Annotated in this window: 19 protein-coding genes; 8 read left to right on the top strand and 11 right to left on the bottom strand. The window is 29.8% G+C overall.

Annotation, left to right across the window (positions count from 1 at the left end):
* Positions 1-207: 207 nt before the first annotated feature.
* Together argS and BN1075_RS16680 are read left to right on the top strand one after the other, a co-directional pair.
* On the top strand, positions 208-1,902 hold the full coding sequence (gene argS, locus BN1075_RS16685) for an arginine--tRNA ligase (RefSeq protein WP_040194396.1): 1,695 nt from the start codon (positions 208-210) through the stop codon (positions 1,900-1,902).
* A 224-nt stretch (positions 1,903-2,126) separates the two neighbouring features.
* Complete coding sequence (locus BN1075_RS16680; protein WP_040194395.1) at positions 2,127-2,330, top strand: hypothetical protein; 204 nt, start codon at positions 2,127-2,129, stop codon at positions 2,328-2,330.
* A gap of 13 nt (positions 2,331-2,343) precedes the next feature.
* Here the strand turns inward: BN1075_RS16680 and BN1075_RS21265 are convergent, their stop codons facing one another.
* From BN1075_RS21265 to BN1075_RS16670, 3 genes are read right to left on the bottom strand one after another with little or no spacing between them, the layout of a single operon-like run.
* Positions 2,344-2,493 (bottom strand): FeoB-associated Cys-rich membrane protein, encoded by a 150-nt coding sequence (locus BN1075_RS21265; RefSeq protein WP_081911639.1) that lies wholly within the window; start codon positions 2,491-2,493, stop codon positions 2,344-2,346.
* A 10-nt stretch (positions 2,494-2,503) separates the two neighbouring features.
* Positions 2,504-4,282 carry a ferrous iron transport protein B gene (gene feoB, locus BN1075_RS16675; RefSeq protein ID WP_040194392.1) on the bottom strand — a complete coding sequence of 593 codons (1,779 nt, stop codon included), beginning with the start codon at positions 4,280-4,282 and terminating at the stop codon, positions 2,504-2,506.
* 3 nt (positions 4,283-4,285) lie between these two features.
* Entirely contained in the window at positions 4,286-4,513 is a 228-nt protein-coding gene (locus BN1075_RS16670) for a FeoA family protein (RefSeq protein WP_040194390.1), read from the bottom strand.
* 260 nt (positions 4,514-4,773) lie between these two features.
* Between BN1075_RS16670 and BN1075_RS16665 the strand changes: the two genes are divergently transcribed.
* The 3 genes from BN1075_RS16665 to BN1075_RS16655 all read left to right on the top strand — a co-directional run bounded on the left by BN1075_RS16665 (position 4,774) and on the right by BN1075_RS16655 (position 7,838).
* Positions 4,774-5,430 (top strand): ribonuclease H-like domain-containing protein, encoded by a 657-nt coding sequence (locus BN1075_RS16665; protein ID WP_040194389.1) that lies wholly within the window; start codon positions 4,774-4,776, stop codon positions 5,428-5,430.
* Positions 5,431-5,527: 97 nt separating this feature from the next.
* Complete coding sequence (ade, locus tag BN1075_RS16660) at positions 5,528-7,225, top strand: adenine deaminase (RefSeq protein WP_040194388.1); 1,698 nt, start codon at positions 5,528-5,530, stop codon at positions 7,223-7,225.
* Positions 7,226-7,331: 106 nt separating this feature from the next.
* Positions 7,332-7,838 carry an FUSC family protein gene (locus BN1075_RS16655; protein ID WP_052406609.1) on the top strand — a complete coding sequence of 169 codons (507 nt, stop codon included), beginning with the start codon at positions 7,332-7,334 and terminating at the stop codon, positions 7,836-7,838.
* Positions 7,839-7,890: 52 nt separating this feature from the next.
* On the opposite strand, the gene trhA is transcribed toward BN1075_RS16655, so the two are convergent.
* Entirely contained in the window at positions 7,891-8,544 is a 654-nt protein-coding gene (trhA, locus tag BN1075_RS16650) for a PAQR family membrane homeostasis protein TrhA (RefSeq protein WP_040194386.1), read from the bottom strand.
* 367 nt (positions 8,545-8,911) lie between these two features.
* Between trhA and BN1075_RS16645 the strand changes: the two genes are divergently transcribed.
* The gene (locus BN1075_RS16645; RefSeq protein WP_040194384.1) at positions 8,912-9,265 is read left to right on the top strand and encodes an ArsR/SmtB family transcription factor; all 354 of its coding nucleotides are present in this window, start codon (positions 8,912-8,914) and stop codon (positions 9,263-9,265) included.
* Between the two features lie 56 nt (positions 9,266-9,321).
* Here BN1075_RS16645 and BN1075_RS16640 read toward each other — a convergent pair whose 3' ends face one another.
* From BN1075_RS16640 to BN1075_RS16630, 3 genes are all read right to left on the bottom strand, one after another.
* A complete protein-coding gene (locus BN1075_RS16640) occupies positions 9,322-9,858 on the bottom strand; it encodes a hypothetical protein (protein ID WP_040194383.1) in 537 nt (178 codons plus the stop codon).
* A gap of 146 nt (positions 9,859-10,004) precedes the next feature.
* The gene (locus tag BN1075_RS16635; RefSeq protein ID WP_040194381.1) at positions 10,005-10,460 is read right to left on the bottom strand and encodes a CBS domain-containing protein; all 456 of its coding nucleotides are present in this window, start codon (positions 10,458-10,460) and stop codon (positions 10,005-10,007) included.
* A 109-nt stretch (positions 10,461-10,569) separates the two neighbouring features.
* Positions 10,570-11,781: a patatin-like phospholipase family protein gene (locus tag BN1075_RS16630; RefSeq protein ID WP_052406608.1), complete on the bottom strand. Its 1,212-nt coding sequence runs from the start codon at positions 11,779-11,781 to the stop codon at positions 10,570-10,572.
* A 296-nt stretch (positions 11,782-12,077) separates the two neighbouring features.
* Here BN1075_RS16630 and BN1075_RS16625 point away from each other — a divergent pair, with 296 nt between their 5' ends.
* Complete coding sequence (locus tag BN1075_RS16625) at positions 12,078-12,536, top strand: hypothetical protein (protein WP_040194379.1); 459 nt, start codon at positions 12,078-12,080, stop codon at positions 12,534-12,536.
* 42 nt (positions 12,537-12,578) lie between these two features.
* Here BN1075_RS16625 and nhaC read toward each other — a convergent pair whose 3' ends face one another.
* Positions 12,579-14,009 (bottom strand): Na+/H+ antiporter NhaC, encoded by a 1,431-nt coding sequence (gene nhaC, locus BN1075_RS16620; protein WP_040194378.1) that lies wholly within the window; start codon positions 14,007-14,009, stop codon positions 12,579-12,581.
* A 349-nt stretch (positions 14,010-14,358) separates the two neighbouring features.
* Here nhaC and BN1075_RS16615 point away from each other — a divergent pair, with 349 nt between their 5' ends.
* Entirely contained in the window at positions 14,359-15,033 is a 675-nt protein-coding gene (locus tag BN1075_RS16615; RefSeq protein WP_040194377.1) for a TIGR01906 family membrane protein, read from the top strand.
* Between the two features lie 108 nt (positions 15,034-15,141).
* Here the strand turns inward: BN1075_RS16615 and BN1075_RS16610 are convergent, their stop codons facing one another.
* The 3 genes from BN1075_RS16610 to BN1075_RS16600 are packed head-to-tail and all read right to left on the bottom strand — an operon-like array spanning position 15,142 to position 18,272.
* Positions 15,142-16,281, bottom strand: coding sequence for a SpoIIE family protein phosphatase (locus BN1075_RS16610; RefSeq protein WP_235777826.1), 1,140 nt, complete (start codon positions 16,279-16,281; stop codon positions 15,142-15,144).
* Positions 16,282-16,323: 42 nt separating this feature from the next.
* Complete coding sequence (locus tag BN1075_RS16605) at positions 16,324-18,030, bottom strand: [Fe-Fe] hydrogenase large subunit C-terminal domain-containing protein (protein ID WP_040194374.1); 1,707 nt, start codon at positions 18,028-18,030, stop codon at positions 16,324-16,326.
* Positions 18,021-18,272 carry a (2Fe-2S) ferredoxin domain-containing protein gene (locus BN1075_RS16600; protein WP_052406607.1) on the bottom strand — a complete coding sequence of 84 codons (252 nt, stop codon included), beginning with the start codon at positions 18,270-18,272 and terminating at the stop codon, positions 18,021-18,023. Before BN1075_RS16600 ends, BN1075_RS16605 begins: the two co-directional genes overlap by 10 nt.
* Positions 18,273-18,413 lie beyond the last annotated feature (141 nt).

The following is an 18,413-nucleotide window of genomic DNA, read 5'->3' as shown; positions in this document are numbered from 1 at the left end:
TGTGTAAGGTCAATTAGAGTGGTAGCGGATATTTCCGCCTCTTTGAAAATAAAGAGGCGGTTTTTTACTGCATATAAATTAATGCAACTTATTTTAGTGTGTATATGAAATGATAACATATCATTGCATATACAAAATAATAGGTATTTTTATTAAAACAAAGAGTTTAAATATCGCTTTTAGCAGCTTATTTAAGGAGGAGTTAGTATGAATTATAGGAACATAATAGCAGGTAAATTAGCTGCTTATTTGAATTTAGATGAAGATATGATAAATAAATTAGTAGAAGTTCCACCAAAAAGCGATATGGGTGACTTTGCATTTCCTTGTTTTCAACTGTCAAAGACTATTAAAAAATCACCAAACTTAATAGCTATTGATATTAAGGAGAATTTAGGATGCATCGATGGTTTTGAGAAGATTGAAGCCTTAGGACCATATATAAATTTCTTTGTTTCTAAAGGTGAATTTGTTAAAGAGGTTATTAATAAGGTTCTTGAGGAAAAAGATGATTATGGACATAGTAATGATGGAGCAGGAAAGAATGTAATTGTAGAATACTGTTCGGCTAATATAGCAAAACCCTTTCATGTAGGACATTTGTTCACGACTATGCTTGGAAATTCTTTATACAAAATTTTTAAGTTCCAAGGTTATAATGCTATTGGAATAAATCATTTAGGAGATTGGGGAACTCAATTTGGAAAGCTAATTTATGCTTATATTCATTGGGGAGATGAAGAAGCTCTAGAAAAAGAACCAATTAAAGAAATGTTTCGAGTTTATGTTAAATTTCATGAGGAAGCTGAGAAAAATCCTTGTCTTGATGATGAAGGACGAAGACACTTTAAACTTTTAGAAGATGGAAACCCCATAGAGATGGAATTATGGAGTAAGTTTAAGGAGTTGAGTTTAAAAGAATTTGACAGATTATTTAAGTTGTTAAATGTATCATTTGACTCTTTTGACGGAGAAAGCTTTTATACAGATAAGATGGATACTGTGATAAGGGAGCTTGAAGATAAGGAATTACTTACAGAAAGTAATGGAGCTAAGGTTGTTTTTCTTGATGAGGAAAATATGCCTCCGTGTATAATAAAAAAGGCAGATGGAGCTACTATTTATGCAACTAGAGATTTAGCAGCTGTATTTTATAGAAAGAAAACTTATGACTTTTACAAGAATATTTATGTTGTTGCTAAAGATCAAACTCTTCATTTTAAGCAGGTATTTACCACTGTTAAAAAAATGGGGTATGATTGGGCTGATGATTGTATTCATGTTTCTTTTGGATTAGTAAGGTTTCCTGATAAAAAGCTTTCAACACGAAAGGGCAATGTTGTATTTTTAGAAGATCTGCTTTATGAAGCAATCTCGAAGACGGAAGAAATAATTAATGATAAAAATCCTAACCTTGAGAATAAAAAAGAGGTAGCTAAAAAGGTTGGTATTGGCGCTGTAGTATTCACATATCTTAAAAATTCAAGAGAAAGAGATATCGTGTTTGACTGGAGTGAAATGCTTAGCTTTGAAGGGGAAACAGGTCCATATGTTCAATATACCTATGCAAGAGGTAAAAGTATATTGAGAAAACTTGGGGAGGGGACTGATGAAGTTAATTATTCAAAGTTATTATCTAATGAAGAATTTGAACTTGTAAAACAACTATCTAAATTTAATGAGGTTGTAAAACAAGCTTTAGATAAACTGCAGCCCTCAATAATTACTAGATATGTTATCGATATTTCAAAAGCGTTTAATAAATTCTATACTGCAATTAATATCTCAAATTTTCATGATGAAATATCTAGAAGTTCTAGATTAAACCTAGTTAAAGCTTCCTTGCAGGTTATTAAGAATGGATTATCCTTAATCGGATTAGAAACGGTAGATGAGATGTAACAAATAAGGACCGCTTTACGCGGTCTTTATTATTATATGAATATTTTGAATATATTTTTAATAAATTAGCATATAATAATAGTATAAAATTACTTTTTAAATGAATTGAAAGAGTAGATCCATAAATAACTTAAAGTATAAATTTCTCTTATACTCATTATAAGGAGTAAGTTCGAATGACTAAATCGGAGATTTAGTCATTCGAACTTAATGGAGGTGTTTTTATGTTAACTATTGAACAATTACAAACTGAAATTAGAAGATATAAGAAACAAAGAACACTTTGGGAGCTTGACACTACTTCTTGGAATAGTTCATTAAAGGTGGATGAACTGACAAATAAGATAAATTATTTAGAAAATCAGTTATATGAACTTGAATTTCAGCAACTTGAAAATGATGAAAAGAATAATAATTTACAGGGATAAAAATAAGGACTCATTAAGAGTCCTTATTTTTATCTTTATATAGTGGACACTGTGAACTGCATCCGCTGCAGTTACAGCCACTATTCTTTTTCTTTTTAAAGTTATTATATAGGATATAAGCTGCAGCTCCAACAATGAGCATAGTGATTATTATTTCAATCATAAAAATCCTCCTAAATAAAGAGATTTACTATGTGGTAAACTCCAAAAGCAAAAATCCAAGCTACTGCAAATTGATAAAATACAGAAAATAAAGCAAACTTAGTACTGAATTCTTTCTTCATGGTTGCTACAACAGCAACACATGGAGTATATAGTAAAGTGAATACTAAGAACGATAATCCAGATGCAACAGTGAAGGAAGCAGCTATAGCTGCTTCTAATCCTCCAGCATATAGAATTTCTAGAGATCCAACAACAACTTCTTTAGCCATAAGTCCAGTTATCAGTGCAACGGAATTTTGCCAATTACCAAAGCCTAGTGGAGCAAAGATTGGTGCGATAAATCCACCAATAGAAGCTAAGAAACTTTTATCAATATCAACCATACCTGTAAAGTTAAAGTTTGATAAGAACCAAACCACAACGGATATTGCAAAGATAAGAGTACCAGCTTTCTTTAAGAAACCTTTACCTTTTTCCCAAGTATGTAAAAGAAGGCTTTTAATTTCAGGCATTTTATATTCTGGTAATTCAATGATGAATGGTTCCTCTTCTTTTTTGAAAATGGTATTTTTAAATATTATAGCCATTATAAAAGCAACAATTAAACCAAAGAAGTATAACCCAAATATAACTAAGGATTCATTTCCTGCAAATAGTATGCTTGTAAATAGGGCATAGACAGGAAGTCTTGCATTACAAGACATGAATGGAATAATTAAGGCTGTAAGCTTACGATCCTTCTCACTTTCTAAGGTTCTTGCTGACATGATTCCAGGTACAGAGCATCCAAATCCCATTAATAGAGGAATAAACGCTTTACCTGATAATCCAAGCTTTCTCATTAGTTTGTCCATGATAAAGGCTGTTCTGGCCATATAACCACTGTCTTCTAAGAAGCTTATTCCAATAAACAATGTAAGAATTATTGGGATGAAAACAATAACTCCGCCAACTCCACCAATAATACCATCAATAATTAAAGATTGGAACCAAGGGGAGGTATTTGCTAAGGGAATTTGAATTAAGGATACTAAATTTTCATTAATTAATTTTTCTAATAGTTCTTGAAGTGGCCCACCAACCCAATCAAATGTAAATTTAAATATTAAAAACATAATTCCTAAAAATAGGGGATAAGCCAAAAACTTATTCAAAACTATAGAATCGATTTTTTCTGTTAGATTATCTTTACTATCCTTTTTTCCTTTAACACATCTCTTCAGTAAAGTTTCTATATATTTATAGGTTTCATTCTCATTTTTATTTTCAAATGAATGCTTAAAGTTTATTGTTGAATCAATTGCTTGAAAAGAGTCATTTTTAATTAAAAACTCTTTTATTTCTTTGACACCTTGTCCCTTAGAAGCAGAAATTGGTAATATATTAACTCCTAATTCCTTAGAAAGAAGCTCGTAGTTAATATAAATCCCATTGCTCTCTGCCACATCTATCATATTTACAACCAGTAATATAGGTTTTTTAAATTGCGTAAGCTGTGAAGTTAAATAAAGATTTCTTTCAAGATTAGAACCATCTATAATATTTACAATTAAATCAACTTCATCAGTATAAAGAAATTCCTTTGATACCTTTTCTTCATTGGAAAAAGTGTCCATGGCATATATACCAGGCAAGTCTACTATTTTTATATCTTTTGTTAAGTAGCCATCTTTTTTATCTACAGTAACTCCAGCCCAATTTCCTACATATTGATTTGAACCAGTTAATGCGTTAAATAGGGTTGTCTTACCTACATTAGGGTTACCTATAAGAGCAATAGTTTTCATTGGCTATACTGCCTCCTTAATATAGATAAGCTGAGCGTCCTTTTTTCTAATTGCAAGGTCTGTCCCTCTTAAGTTTATTATTATAGGATCTCCAAGTGGAGCCTTCTTTTTTAATATTACTTCAGTTCCTTCAACGAAACCTAAGGCTAATAGCCTTTTTGCAAGTTTATTATCACATTTCAATTCTTCTATGAATCCTGTGTATCCAGGCTTTAGGTTGCATAATGTCATTATTATCATCCCTTCTTGAAAATAATTCTCATATATCTACTAATATTATATGCCAATTGATAACAAGTGTCAACTTGTAATGCATCTTAATTTAGATTCTATCTTATTAAAATACAAATAAATCTCTATGTTATAGAAGGTTAATAATTAATATGATATAATATTTATTAAACAAATAATCTTTTGAAAAAGATCTTCATAATTATATCAAAAAACTGATATAATTAAAGTATAATACGTTTTAAGAAATGAGTGGTATAGTGATAATTAAAGAAAGCACTTTAAAGATTGAAGAAAGTGATTTTCCCTATAGCCTTGACATAAATGGAAGAAGTGATTTATTCAAAAACTCTATTTTTTTTGATTTAGAGCATTATGTTTACAAAAAACCAATTTGTATCGGAGTCTTTGGCGCAGCTTACTACGATGAAGAGTCAAGTGAACTTAAAGTTACACAATACATGATGGAAAACAAACATGAACTTGAAGAAATACTCAAATTGTCAAAGCAGTATTTTTTAGATATGAAAAATAAATTTGGAAAGGAGTACATTGTAACATTCTCTGGTAATAATGACTTTATAGTTATTGACTATCTATTAAAAAAATATAAGTTAAATTATATTCTTGGTGATTATTTTGAAGGTATAGATTTGCAGAAAAAATATGAACAAGTTAAGAAGAAGTCAATAGGGTTAAAGGCTCTAGAGTGTGAGTGTGACATTGTACGTGAAAGCGAAGTTATAAGTGGCTCAACTTTAGCTAAAACCTTTGGTAAAATAATGAAAGATGATAATTATTTTTCCAGAATGCCTGAAGAAAAGAAAGAGAAAATTCTGCTATACAATATGCAGGATGTTGCAAGTTTATTTTATATCTATACCAATTGGAATAAGTATATTAGGGATGAGGAATAAAACTACCTCATAGAAGAATATAATTATATATTTTTCTATGAGGTAGTTTTTCGTATTTTTATTTATAGCATTATTTGATTTTGAGTGGGGTGGTTAAGTGTCAATAGTAGTAAAAGGAAATGCTGCTTCTATACATTATGATAAATGTGATTTAGTTTTAAAAAATGCTAAATTCATTAATGTATTTACGGAAGAATATTCCTATGGGGATATTGGAATTATTGACAATGAGATAATAGGAGTAGGGAAGTATGATGGGTATAAGGAGATTGACTGCACGAATAAAGTTGTAGCCCCAGGCTTTATAGATTGTCATGTTCATATTGAATCTTCTATGGTAACACCTAGAGTTTATGGGGATATTGCACTAAGAAATGGAGTTACTACTGTTATAGCAGATCCTCATGAAATAGCTAATGTACAAGGAACTAATGGAATAGACTTTATGATTGAAGAGAGCAAACTAACACCGCTTGATATATATTTCATGATTCCATCTTGCGTACCAGCCACAAGATTTGAGGAAAATGGTTATACATTAAATGCTGTTGATTTGGATAAGTACTTAAATAATGAAATGGTACTAGGGTTAGGAGAGGTAATGGATGTACCATCTGTAATTAATATGGATACGGCTATGATGGAAAAACTGTTTTTGTTTAAGGATAAGATCATTGATGGTCATAGTCCCCATGCAACAGGTAATATTCTGAATCAATATATATTGTCAGGTATAAGTACAGATCATGAGTGCTCAACCCATGAAGAAGCTATAGAAAAAGTAAGTCTTGGTATGCATGTATTAATCAGAGAGGGATCTGCAGCTAAAAACTTAAAAGACTTAATTGGATGTATTAATGAAAAGAACTATAGGAGATTTGCTTTTTGTACCGATGATAGGCATGTTGAGGATATATTAGAGGCGGGAACTATTAATAATGCAGTGAAAAATGCAATTAAGCTAGGAATGGATCCCGTAAAAGCATATATTATTGGCAGTTACAATGGTTATAATTGCTATGGATTAAATAATAAAGGTGCAATTGCACCAGGTTATATTGCAGATTTAATGATTTTAAATGACCTTGAAAGTGTTTCCATAGATACTGTTATTAAGGGAGGAAAAGAATACAAAGGATTAGTTGGTGCTGAAGAAGCTAAAGTTATAAAAAACTCTATGAATATAAGTAAAATTATTTCCGATATATTTAAGGTTTATAAGCAAGGTAGTAAGGTTAATGTAATTGAAGTCATTCCATACTCTTTAGAGACTAACCAGTTAGTAATTAATTTATCAGGTCAAGGCGAAATATTAGATATGTTACAATATGAAGATGTATTAAAAATAGGTGTATTCGAACGGCATAAAGGAAGTAATCATTTTGGAGTAGGTTATTTAAAAGGAATGGGACTTAAAAATTGTTCCATAGCACAAAGCATTGCTCATGATTCACATAACATTATAGTTGTTGGTGATAAGGATGAGGATATGGCCATAGCAGTAAATGAACTTATTGATATAGGTGGGGGGATTGTTATTGTCAGTAAAGGTAAGGTTGTAAATTCTTTACCATTAGAAATTGGTGGAGTAATGACTTTTGCATCAATGGATTTAGTGTATGAAAGAGTTAAAAAACTTGATGAAAGTGTTAAAGCTTTTGGATTAAATGAGGGCATTGATCCATTTATTACATTATCTTTTATGAGTTTACCTGTAATTCCTAATATAAAGATTACAACAAAAGGTATTTTTTCTTATGACAGCTTTAATTTTATTCCGTTAACCTTTGATTAGAATTTAATCTCCAAATTTCTTTAAATTTCGATAAAAATATATTTATTTATACTAAAGTTATAGTATAATATAATACTAAAGAAAAAAGAAGTTAGGAGATAGTGACTTGAAAGAAGTAGGCAGTTTAAATTTTTTTAAAAAGTATATAGGAATGCGAAATATAAAAACAGCTTTATCCGTTGTAATTAGCGTAATTGTTGCTGATATATTTAACTTAGAGTCCGCTTTCTTTGTAGCTACTGGTGCACTGATTTCAATGGAAACAACCGTTAAAAAGGGTATAAAGGCTGGAGTTTATAGAGTATTAGGAACAGTTATAGGCGGATTGATGGGGGTAGTAATGTACTTAATTGACCCTGGTAATTTGTTTTTGATATTTATAGGAATAGTTATCCTAATCAGCTTACTAAATATATTAAAATGGCATGATTGTATTTCGATGGCTTGCGTTGTTTTTTGTGTAATTATGATTAGTATGACTAGCGATGATATTATCCACTATGCATTCCAACGCACCTTTGATACTATAGTGGGGATTGTAATTGCAATTGCAATAAACTACGTAATATCGCCTCCAGATGATTCTATATTTTCAAAGAATCAGGATGAGTAACAAGGTATATTTGACATAAAAAAAGTACTAGAAAAAATTTCTAGTACTTTTTTTATAGTTTAAATACATACTTAAATATAAAAATGTAATGAGCTAAACTACCTAAAATTACAAAGATATGAAAAATTTCATGAGCTCCGAACTTTCTTGTAACTCCTTTTTTTTCTAAACAATAAATTACTCCACCTATAGTGTATAATACACCACCTAATACAAGAAGAAATAACCCAGAAGTTGGAATTACAGCAGTTAGCGGTTTAATTATGAAGATAGCCATCCAACCCATACCTATATATATTGCAGAAGAAAGCCATGATGGACAATTAATCCATGCTAATTTAAAAATAATTCCACATATAGCAACTGTCCATATAGCACCTAGCATTATATATTTTAACGGAGCATTTAATAAAACAGCGCATACAGGGGTATAAGTACCTGCAATTAAAATGAAGATCATAGCATGATCTAGCTTTCTTAGGGATTTAATGATTGAATCCTTTGCAACCGTTAGGTGATAGACACTGCTGGCTGTATAAAGGCAGATCAAGCTTATTCCAAATACAAGGGCTGATATTATAGTAATAGTATTATAATTATTAGAATATATTTGGGCAAAAATTAATAGTACTAATCCAATGAAAGATACAATGGCACCAAAGGCATGAGAAAATCCACTAAATGGTTCGCGAAATTTAACATTCATAAAAATACCTCCAAAATTCATTATCTAGTATTCAACTCTAGATATTATTATAAACATAGTATATCATAAAGAGAATAAAAATATATAAGGCAAATATAAATAAAGTGTTAATTATTTATATAATTTATTTTTATTTGTGATAATATATAATAAAGAAACAAAAGACTTATATAATATTATTTGTTTTTTGTTAAAAAAATACACATGTAACATATTGCTTAAAGGAAATATTTTTATATAAACGAACAATACAAAGGGATTGTACTTATAATAAAGTATAGGAATATTTCTTGACACCATTTGTTAAAACTAATAATATATAGATATATTTTAATGAGCATGTGTTCGCATGTGAAGAGGGAGTATTATGGATAATAAATATGTTTGTACTCAGAATGTAATTCATGATGAGGTCATAGATAAATTAAAGGGAAAAGAACTTAATGAAGATAAGGTTAATGAATTAGCTAATCTTTTTAAATGTATGGGGGACCCTACAAGGGTAAAAATATTAAATATTTTGATGAATACAGAAGCTTGTGTATGTGATATAGCAGTTTTAACAAATATGACTCATTCGGCTATTTCACATCAATTAAGAGTATTAAAAATGAGTAGACTTGTAAAAATGAGAAAGAGTGGTAAGGTAGTATTTTATTCCTTAGATGATGATCATGTAAAAGAGATATTTAATAAGGGATTAAACCATATTATAGAATGAATTGGTAAATAAGTTTTATTTTGAAAAAAAGATAGGTGAAAGCTTTAAGCTTTCACCTATCTTTTTATATATTGAAAGAAATTCATAATATCATCTTTATTAGATAATACTAAAGTTACATTTCCATCCTTATCTAAAAGTTCATAGTCAGTAAAGGTGTATGTCTTGATTCCTTTATTTTCTGCGCTTGTCCTAGTACTGTCAACATTAACATATATTTTATCATTTTTATACAAAGCAGTTTTTATTACTAATTCATTTAAATCGTTACATACTACATAAGTTAGTTCAGTGGTTTTACCTTTTTTGCAATCATCAACAAAATCATATAATAAATCTAAATTAGTTATTACTCCATAGTAATTTACTAGTTTTTTTTCATCAATTGCATCAGTAACAGAGTAGTTTGCTGGAGTGCTTTTCAATGAAGATAAGAGTTTTTTATTTGTTACTTCATTATTTTTATAAAATATTGCGAGCATTATTATTAATACAGCAATGACTGCGAAATATAGTTTATCAAATATAAATTTAGAAATGGTGAATTTTTCTGATTTTTTATTTTTAAACTTCTTTTTATTAGAATTGCTCAAAGTAAACCCTTCTTTCTCTAGGTATAATATAATGTAAATTATAACATTTTTTATAATAATTTCAAGGTATTTATTAAATTAGTTTCAAGTATAAAAAAGCTTCGTTACCTTATAATTATATTCTTAAGGTAACGAAGCTTTTATTTTTAGCTTATTTTAGTCATATTTTTGAATTCGCTAAAATGATTAGAGTCATCCTCTTCAAAAATTCTTTTGTAGCAATAGGATATAATGTCACCTCTTTTTATTATTCCTATAAAAATATTTGAATCATCTACTACAGGAACAAAGTTCTGAGATTTTGCAGCAAGGATTAGACTCTCCATATCGGAATTTATAGATACTGGTTTATTTTTAACATGTCTAGGAATTTCTTTAATCAATACGTTTTCAGTATCTTTTAAATTTAGTTCGGGTGAGTTTTTAAGTTTCCATAAAAGGTCACCTTCAGTTAAAGTACCAATATATTTTCCTTTATCATCAACTAGTGGTATAGATGTATATCTATGATACTCCATTCTTTCCATAGCTCTTCTCATTGTAGAGCTAACCTTTTCAAAAATTACTTCGCTTTTAGGAGTAAGAAAAAAAGCAACATTCATATTTTATCATCCTCCAAATATATCATTGCAGCAAAAAAGCTACAATATAATTATAACATATTAATTATATTTTAGTTAGATTAAAGTTTTAACTTTTTTAAAATAAGGTTTAATGTTTTATTCTATATTTAATAAGACTAAGAAACATGTGTGCTATGAACTCAGTTGGAAAACTTATTGCTAAAGTCCTTCTAAATAAAATTTTTGGTGGTGAATGGTCTTGAATATCACAGTTTGTTAATAAAAAGATCTCCTTCAATGATTTATTATGTTTTGTTTCATTTATTATTTTAAGTAACATTTCATCTGTAGAATAAACTTTATCCTTTGGAAGAGTTAGAACTTCAGCAGTAATTTCCATGGCCAGCTGAAGTGATTCTGTTGAATTAATTAATATACTTCGTGCACCTGATTTTAATTTGTTTAAGCCTCTGAAAAAAGTTATTTTATCAAAAAATGAATTATTAAAATCAATTGACTTGAGCAATAACAATAGTTCGTCATCATTTACTTTGTGCAACAGGTTTTCAGTAAGAAGCTCCTGTTTAAAGAAGTGATAATAAGTACCTTTTATACTATTAAAAGCTTTTAAGGTATCCAAATAGCCTAAGTTTAAATTAGTTTTTATAAGTTTAGGATCAAAACTTAGAATGGAACCTAAACTATCTTTAGGTTTTATTTCGATAAAATCCAAAGTGCTTTTATCCTTAACCCTCTTAGTAAAGCCGGGTCCTTCAATGTCAACTTCAATTATATGAGTACAATTTTTATTTATAAGCATTGATGAAGGAAGATTATTATATAAACCACCATCAATAAAACATTCATTCTCAATTAGAAACTTCTTAAATCCTGGTAGGGAAGCACTTGCCATAATATAGTCAACTAATTTCCCCGGTGGAATTTCTTCAATGAAAATTTCTAAAGGCTTAAAACTAGAAAGACATATTGTAACAATTCCATACTCAATAGAAGAATTTCGTAAAAGGTCTTCGTTTATATTCTCCTGAAGCAGTTGGCGCAAAGGACCAGGATTTAAACCACCGTCGTTGATTAAGGATTTTATTATTAATGGAATATCTATGGCATCTTTGCAAATGATATCTTTCACCTCAAAACAACTATTTAAAGTTACATTTGACCATAAGTTTAAAAGCTCATCAAATTTATCTTGGCAAATGAAGGCACCATTAATAGCGCCTATTGATGTGCCAACAACATGGTCAATTTTAATGTTAAGTTCTTTAAGAGCCTTCCAAACTCCAAGCTGATATGCACCTCTGGATCCGCCACCCCCTAAGGATAATCCATAACTATTCATAATTAAAACTCCTTAACTTGGGAATACTATATTCCTATTATTATAATATTAACAAAATGAATTTTTGACTTAGAATTAAATATATGTTAACTATTTCTTTATTAGAATAATCATTGAATTTTAACATATATAACTATATAATTAGTATATACTCGAAATAATATTTTAGTATAATAGTTAATTATTATTAAAGTAAACTTCTTTATAGCAAATTAAAGTAGAAGTTGAGATAGACCAAATTAATTTTGGGAAACATATTAAAGTCGTATGTAAAGATTAAAATAGGAGGAAATTTTATGGAAATAAGTTTAAACTTAATTGAAGAAGCGATAAAGTCAAAAAGCATTGATGAAGTAAGAAGAGCTTTAATTGAGTATATAAGAGTTGAACCTGAAAATTCAGATAAAATTTTAAATGCTCTTAATTATGCAAAGGAGAATATAGAAGGATTATTTGAAGCTCATGATGGTGCAAAATTAGAAGAGGATGATAAATGGACTAAGGAATATTTCTTAAGTACATTAAAAGATTTATCTATCAACTTTTCTGAAGAAAGATTTAATCATTTATGCTTAGTTGGTGCATCATTATATCCTAATGAAAATGTAGGAGATAGGGATACGGTAATTATTAATAATGTTAAGCCTATTTCAGATGCAGATCTTAGATTTGAAAGAGTTAAAACTCTCATGGCTTTAGGAACTGGATTGTTTGTAGGATATCTTGTTGGTAAAAATATTAAAAAAAGAAAATAAACATAAATAAAGGGTCATTGCATTGCAATGACCCTTTATTCTTTAAACTTCTAGTACAGATTCTTCAGGTTTAAGTTTTTCCATTGAGAAACCTGTGAATCCATAAATTATTGAGATTATTGGATTAACATAATTTAATACACAATACGGTGCATAAGCTAGACAAGATACTCCTAAGGTTGTTGACATATATGCTCCGCAGGTATTCCATGGAATAAATGGTGAGGTTAAAGTCCCACAATCCTCTAAACAGCGTGAAAGATTCTTAGGATGCAATCTTCGCTTAGCAAATTCATCCTTATACATTCTTCCAGGAATAACTATTGATAAATATTGGTCAGCTGCTAATAGATTAACTAAGAAGCATGATAAAATTGTTACAAATACTAAGGAACCAGTACCTTTTGCAAATCTTAATAAGCTTTCTGCAAGTGTACCAAGCATTCCAGATTGTTCCATGATTCCACCAAATACCATAGCACACATAATTAGCGAAACGGTATACATCATGCCTTGTACACCACCTCTAGTAAGAAGTTCATCTACCATTAAGACTCCAGTTTCACTTGTATAACCATCGTTTAACACATTTACGATATCACCGAAGTTAGCGCCTTGTACTAAAACTGCTAATATTGCACCAGCAGCAATCCCACATAATAGACCTGGAATTGCAGGCATCTTTTTTACAACTAAAACAATTACTAAAACTGGAGGTAGTAGTAATATAGGATTTAAGGACCCAGAAGCTTCTAATCCAGCAAATATTTCGTTAAGCTGAGCAACATCTAGTGGCTTGCCAGCGTACTTGAATCCAAGAATAGCGAATACTATCAAAGCAATGATAATACTTGGTGTTACAGTGTAAAACATATGTCTGATATGAACAAATAAGTTAGTTCCGGCCATGGCTGGAGCTAAATTTGTAGTATCAGATAAAGGGGACATTTTATCTCCAAAATATGCACCTGATATAATTGCACCAGCTATTTGTGGAGTTGGGATTCCGAGGCCAACGCCAACACCGATAAGGGCAATACCAACGGTTCCAGCTGTTGTCCAGGAGCTTCCTGTAGCCAAGGAGACAATGGCACATATAATACAGGTAGCAACTAAAAATATTGCTGGAGATAATATCTTTAGTCCATAATATATCATGGTTGGTACGGTACCACTTAAGATCCAGCAGCCAACTAAAGCACCAACAATCATTAATATAAGAATAGCCTGCATTGACATTTGAATTGTATTAATAAATCCAGTTTCGACATCCTTCCACTTATTGCCTAAGATAAGTGAAATTATTCCGGCAACACAGGAGGCCATAATAAGTGGAATATGAGGACTTCCGTCATAAATGATGATTGCAACTGCAAGACATACCATTAGTACAAGAATAGGTAAAGATGCAACTAATAATGTAGGTTTACGTGGTCTGTTTTCAGGTAAAGGTGATTTGGTTTTTCCTTTCATTAACAACACACTCCTATATTTTAGGTTTGAAAAATTTTATTATATATAATACATATAACATTTTTTCATGAAATATGAATAAATTATGTATTTGCATTTTTGATGATTTATCGATGGTGAAAAAATTAATAAGTGCTTTATATTTAAAAGGAGATAGGGATGGAGATTTTATTGATACTGAAGATTGAAATAATATATTTCATAAATAAAAATTAATTTATAATAATAAAAGTAAATTTATAATAATAAAAATATGAATTTTAATTATTTAATATTTTCTAAGCTACAATATGATATACTTGTATAATTTATTCGTTTTTGCAATAATAGTACAAGGAGGGGGATAAAAATGAGGAAAAATATTTTGTCCATATTCATTGTTATCGGAAGTCTAGTGTTGGCTTTATTGATTTCAACATTAGTAGTAACCAATTCAAAATATATTTATTATTCAACTATAGAAAAATTTGAATTAGAGGATAGGGGAGAAGTAACGAAAGAAGAGATAAAAAGCAATTATTCTTATATAGTAGATTATATTTTGAGTAAAGATAAGAGTAAGGAATTTAAGCTTCCTACCATGGAATATTCTAAAGATGGGGCTGTTCATTTTTTTGAGGTTAGGAAGCTTTTCGACTTAGCAAAAATTGTAGCTATAGTTTTATTATTAGGAGTAGGTTTTCTTGTAGGTATATACTATTATAGCTATAAAAGTTGGAAACCTTTAAAACAGATTGGATTGACTTTAATAATTATGCCTATTGCTACTTCTTTAGTAGTTAGTACAAGTTTTAGTTTCTTTTTTACCGTTTTTCATAAAATATTTTTTAATAACGATAAGTGGTTATTTGATCCACTAACTGATCCAATAATTGGAATTCTCCCAGAGGAATTTTTTGCTTTATGTGCAGCTGTGATTGTTTTACTAACAACGATCATAGGGCTAATTATACTTATATGTTATAAAAGGTTTTTATCTAATATTGAAGGGAAAGAGTCAAGAAATATTTCAATAGCTAACTAAAGGAATTTTTTTCAGATTTATCCAAACGAGTAAGCTCGCATTAACCAAATCAAAGATTTGGCTTCTTATAAAAAAGGTATTAGGAAAATAGCATCCTAATACCTTTTTTTATAAATATCTAACAGAAACCTGTTTATTAAGTTCTTTTAATAGTTTCATTATGTCCTTTATAATTTGCATTTTTAAATTAAACTGTTGAGGATATCCAGTATCTTCATGGGCAGGATTTATAGCTTCGCCTACATAGAAGTTAATGGTTGTACCTTCGTTAATTAAGGTTGATACAATTTTGCTAGCACCATCATTACCGCGGATGTTTGGTATTGTTGATGAGGTTTTAGTTTTATTAAGATAATCTGTAAGCATATCCTTTACCTTATTTAAAGTTAATAAGCCTTCAGTTACTAAGTCAACCCCATTCATATATCCACAAGGAGGAACATCAGCAGTGAAATTAGTTAAATCCATCTCAATTGTTGTCTTTAAGCCTTTTGCAATAATATTAGAGGTTGTTCCACCACAAACAATCTTTTTACCAGGAACACTCTGTACTAATGCTATTAAAGTAGCGTCATCTAATTTTTTCTTAGGAGGTCCAATGAATAATGATATATTTTTTTCTCGGTGAAGTCTTATTACAACTGCTGTTGTATCATCACCAGGCTTGCTATCATATAGATCCTTACAGGTAGAAATAAGTTGAGAACATATTCCTCTTGCTGTTTTTTCTTTTTGAACCAGATTAGTTAAGTATCTATCTATATGGGGTAGTTCCCATCCAAGGTTTAAAAGTCCTCCGACTCCAGCATGGACAACTCCATCACTGATAACAACTAAGGTATCATCTTCACACATATAAAATCGGCTTTCATATATTACTTTATCATTAACGATTCTTTTAACTTTTTCAATATGGCTGCTTCTGTTACTTCTAAATAAGAAAACTGGAGGGTTATCATATTCAACCATATATACTTCGCCATCATTTTTAATTTTAACGATGGTAAAAGTAGAATAGGCTAATTTTCTTACTTGGCACTCTGGAAGGGTATTGATTATTGTATCTATTGTCTCATCAATTGTTGCGCCTTCTTTAAGCATTGTGATAGCTATTTTAGATGTCAGTGTTCCTAAGATATTTGCCTTAACCCCACTTCCAAGGCCATCGGACATAACCACTAACATGCCATCAGACAGTTTAACTATCTCAACATTATCTCCACATAGTTCTTCACCATATTTGTTCATACTCAAATTTGTAATATCTAAATAATATTTTCTCATATTAAATTAAATTTCCTTTTCTAAAACTTTTTTAAGTTCTAAAATTGCCACTTTAGTTTCAGCAGTAGTTTCACCTAAAAGACTGGCAATTTCTTGAGCTACTCTCATTTGTTTATTTATAATTGTTTGAGTAACATCAAGGGCATGCGTTTTAACCTGCGTTAATTCAAGTTTACGATTTTCTTCATCTGTAATATCTGTAAAGGTTACAAGAAGAGAATCATCATTTGGAATATGAACTATACTTTTATAACCATAGAAGTTTAAATCCTCATAATATACCTTTTGTCTAACAACATTATTTTTAGTTTCAAATACACGTTTAAAGTCATCATCATTTAGCAAGTCTGTAATAAGTGTACCTTCGATGTTTCTAGGATTGTTCCTTAAGAACATTGTAACACCGGAAGGATTAATATTTCTTATCTCTAAGTTTTTATTTACAAATATGATGGCATTGGTTGAATTAGAGAAGATTTCATTATTCATACTTTCTGCTAAAGATCGCATATATGGAATACACATTTCAACTTGTGACATTCCATTATATACTGCAACAGATTTATCTCTGCAGGTGTTATATCCACATCCACCACAATTTAATTCATCATCTTTTGTGTATTTACCCATAGCTCTTAAGATATCCGTTAATTCCTCATTAGTTGGGATTAACATTGGAGTTTTTTTATTTTTATAATTTCTTTGTAAATTTAACTCGTCCACATTTATATTTAATAAATTTTTAGCTGAGTTATCATTTTTTATGTAATTTTTTAATCTTTTTAATCTCGTATATATTGATTCTTTATTATGGATCACTCCAGGTCCACCTAAACAACTTTCATTACATGCACTAAGCTCTACGCAGACACCTTTCAGGTTACCACTTTTCAATTCTTCTAATATATTAATACAGTTTTCTAAACCATGAATACTTATGATATCAATATCTTTTTTTTCAAGAGTTGGTTTTAATGCATTAAGTATACCACCAACTAAAGGGTATTGGCTTCCTCGTTGTGTACCTTCATAATCAGCTTTATCATTTTCTAGATTGCAGTAAGAAATATCTTTTTCATTTAATAATTCTTTTATTTCATCAAAGGTTAACACTGCATCTATAATACCTTTATTATCTTCAGATAGAGCTTCACATTTCTTTGATATACACGGACCGATAAAAACAGTAAAAGGATTGTCATATCTATTTTTTATTGTTTTTCCATGAGCTATCATTGGAGAAGATACGGGAAGAATTATTGGAATTAATTCAGGATAGTACTTTTCGATGAGCATTACCACAGAAGGGCAGCAGCTAGTAATAAACTGTTCTGAATTACTATTTGAAATAATTTCTTCATACTTTTGACTAACTAATTCGGCTCCGATTGATACTTCTTCAATGTAAGAAAACCCTAAGGTTCTTAAGGCCGATATTAGTTTCTCGGGGTGTTCAAAAACACCTTTATATGCAGGAGCTAGTTGAGCCACAATAGTTTTATTTTCATTAATAGCTTGTTTTACACTATCAATATCTGACAAGACATGACGAGCGTTTTGAGGACATACCACCAAACAGTGACCACAAGATATGCACTTGTTTTCTTCAATTTTAGCTTGGTCATTTAATACTTTAATAGCTTTTACAGTACAAGTTCTAACACATTTATAGCAGTTTTTACAATTTGCAGAAGAGAAATCCATTACTTGCATGGTTTCACCTTATCCAATACGGCTTCCTCAAAGAATTCATTAATATTTGCCTCACTTACTGCGTAAATATCATCATCTACTGTTACACATACTGCTTTATTACAATGTCCTATACAAAATGTGGCCTTTAATTCAACAGAATCTTCTAAACTGTATTTTTCTATTAATTCTTTTAACTTATTAATTATGGTATGAGAACCTCTTATGTAACAAGCACTGCCTACACAAACTTTTATAACCATAATGCCCCTCCTTTAATGAGTGTCCACAGTTGACACTACAAATCTTTGATTTAGTATATGAAACTTTTTTATGTGTTTTATAAACCTTATATATAGGAAACTACTCATTTCAATTCATATGAGAGTAAGTTTACGTATATA

Source organism: Clostridium culturomicium, from assembly GCF_000821305.1.
GTDB classification, from domain to species: Bacteria; Bacillota; Clostridia; order Clostridiales; family Clostridiaceae; genus Clostridium_J; species Clostridium_J culturomicium.
Note: the sequence above shows the minus strand (reverse complement) of the source record. Positions and strands in the feature narration are given on the sequence as shown.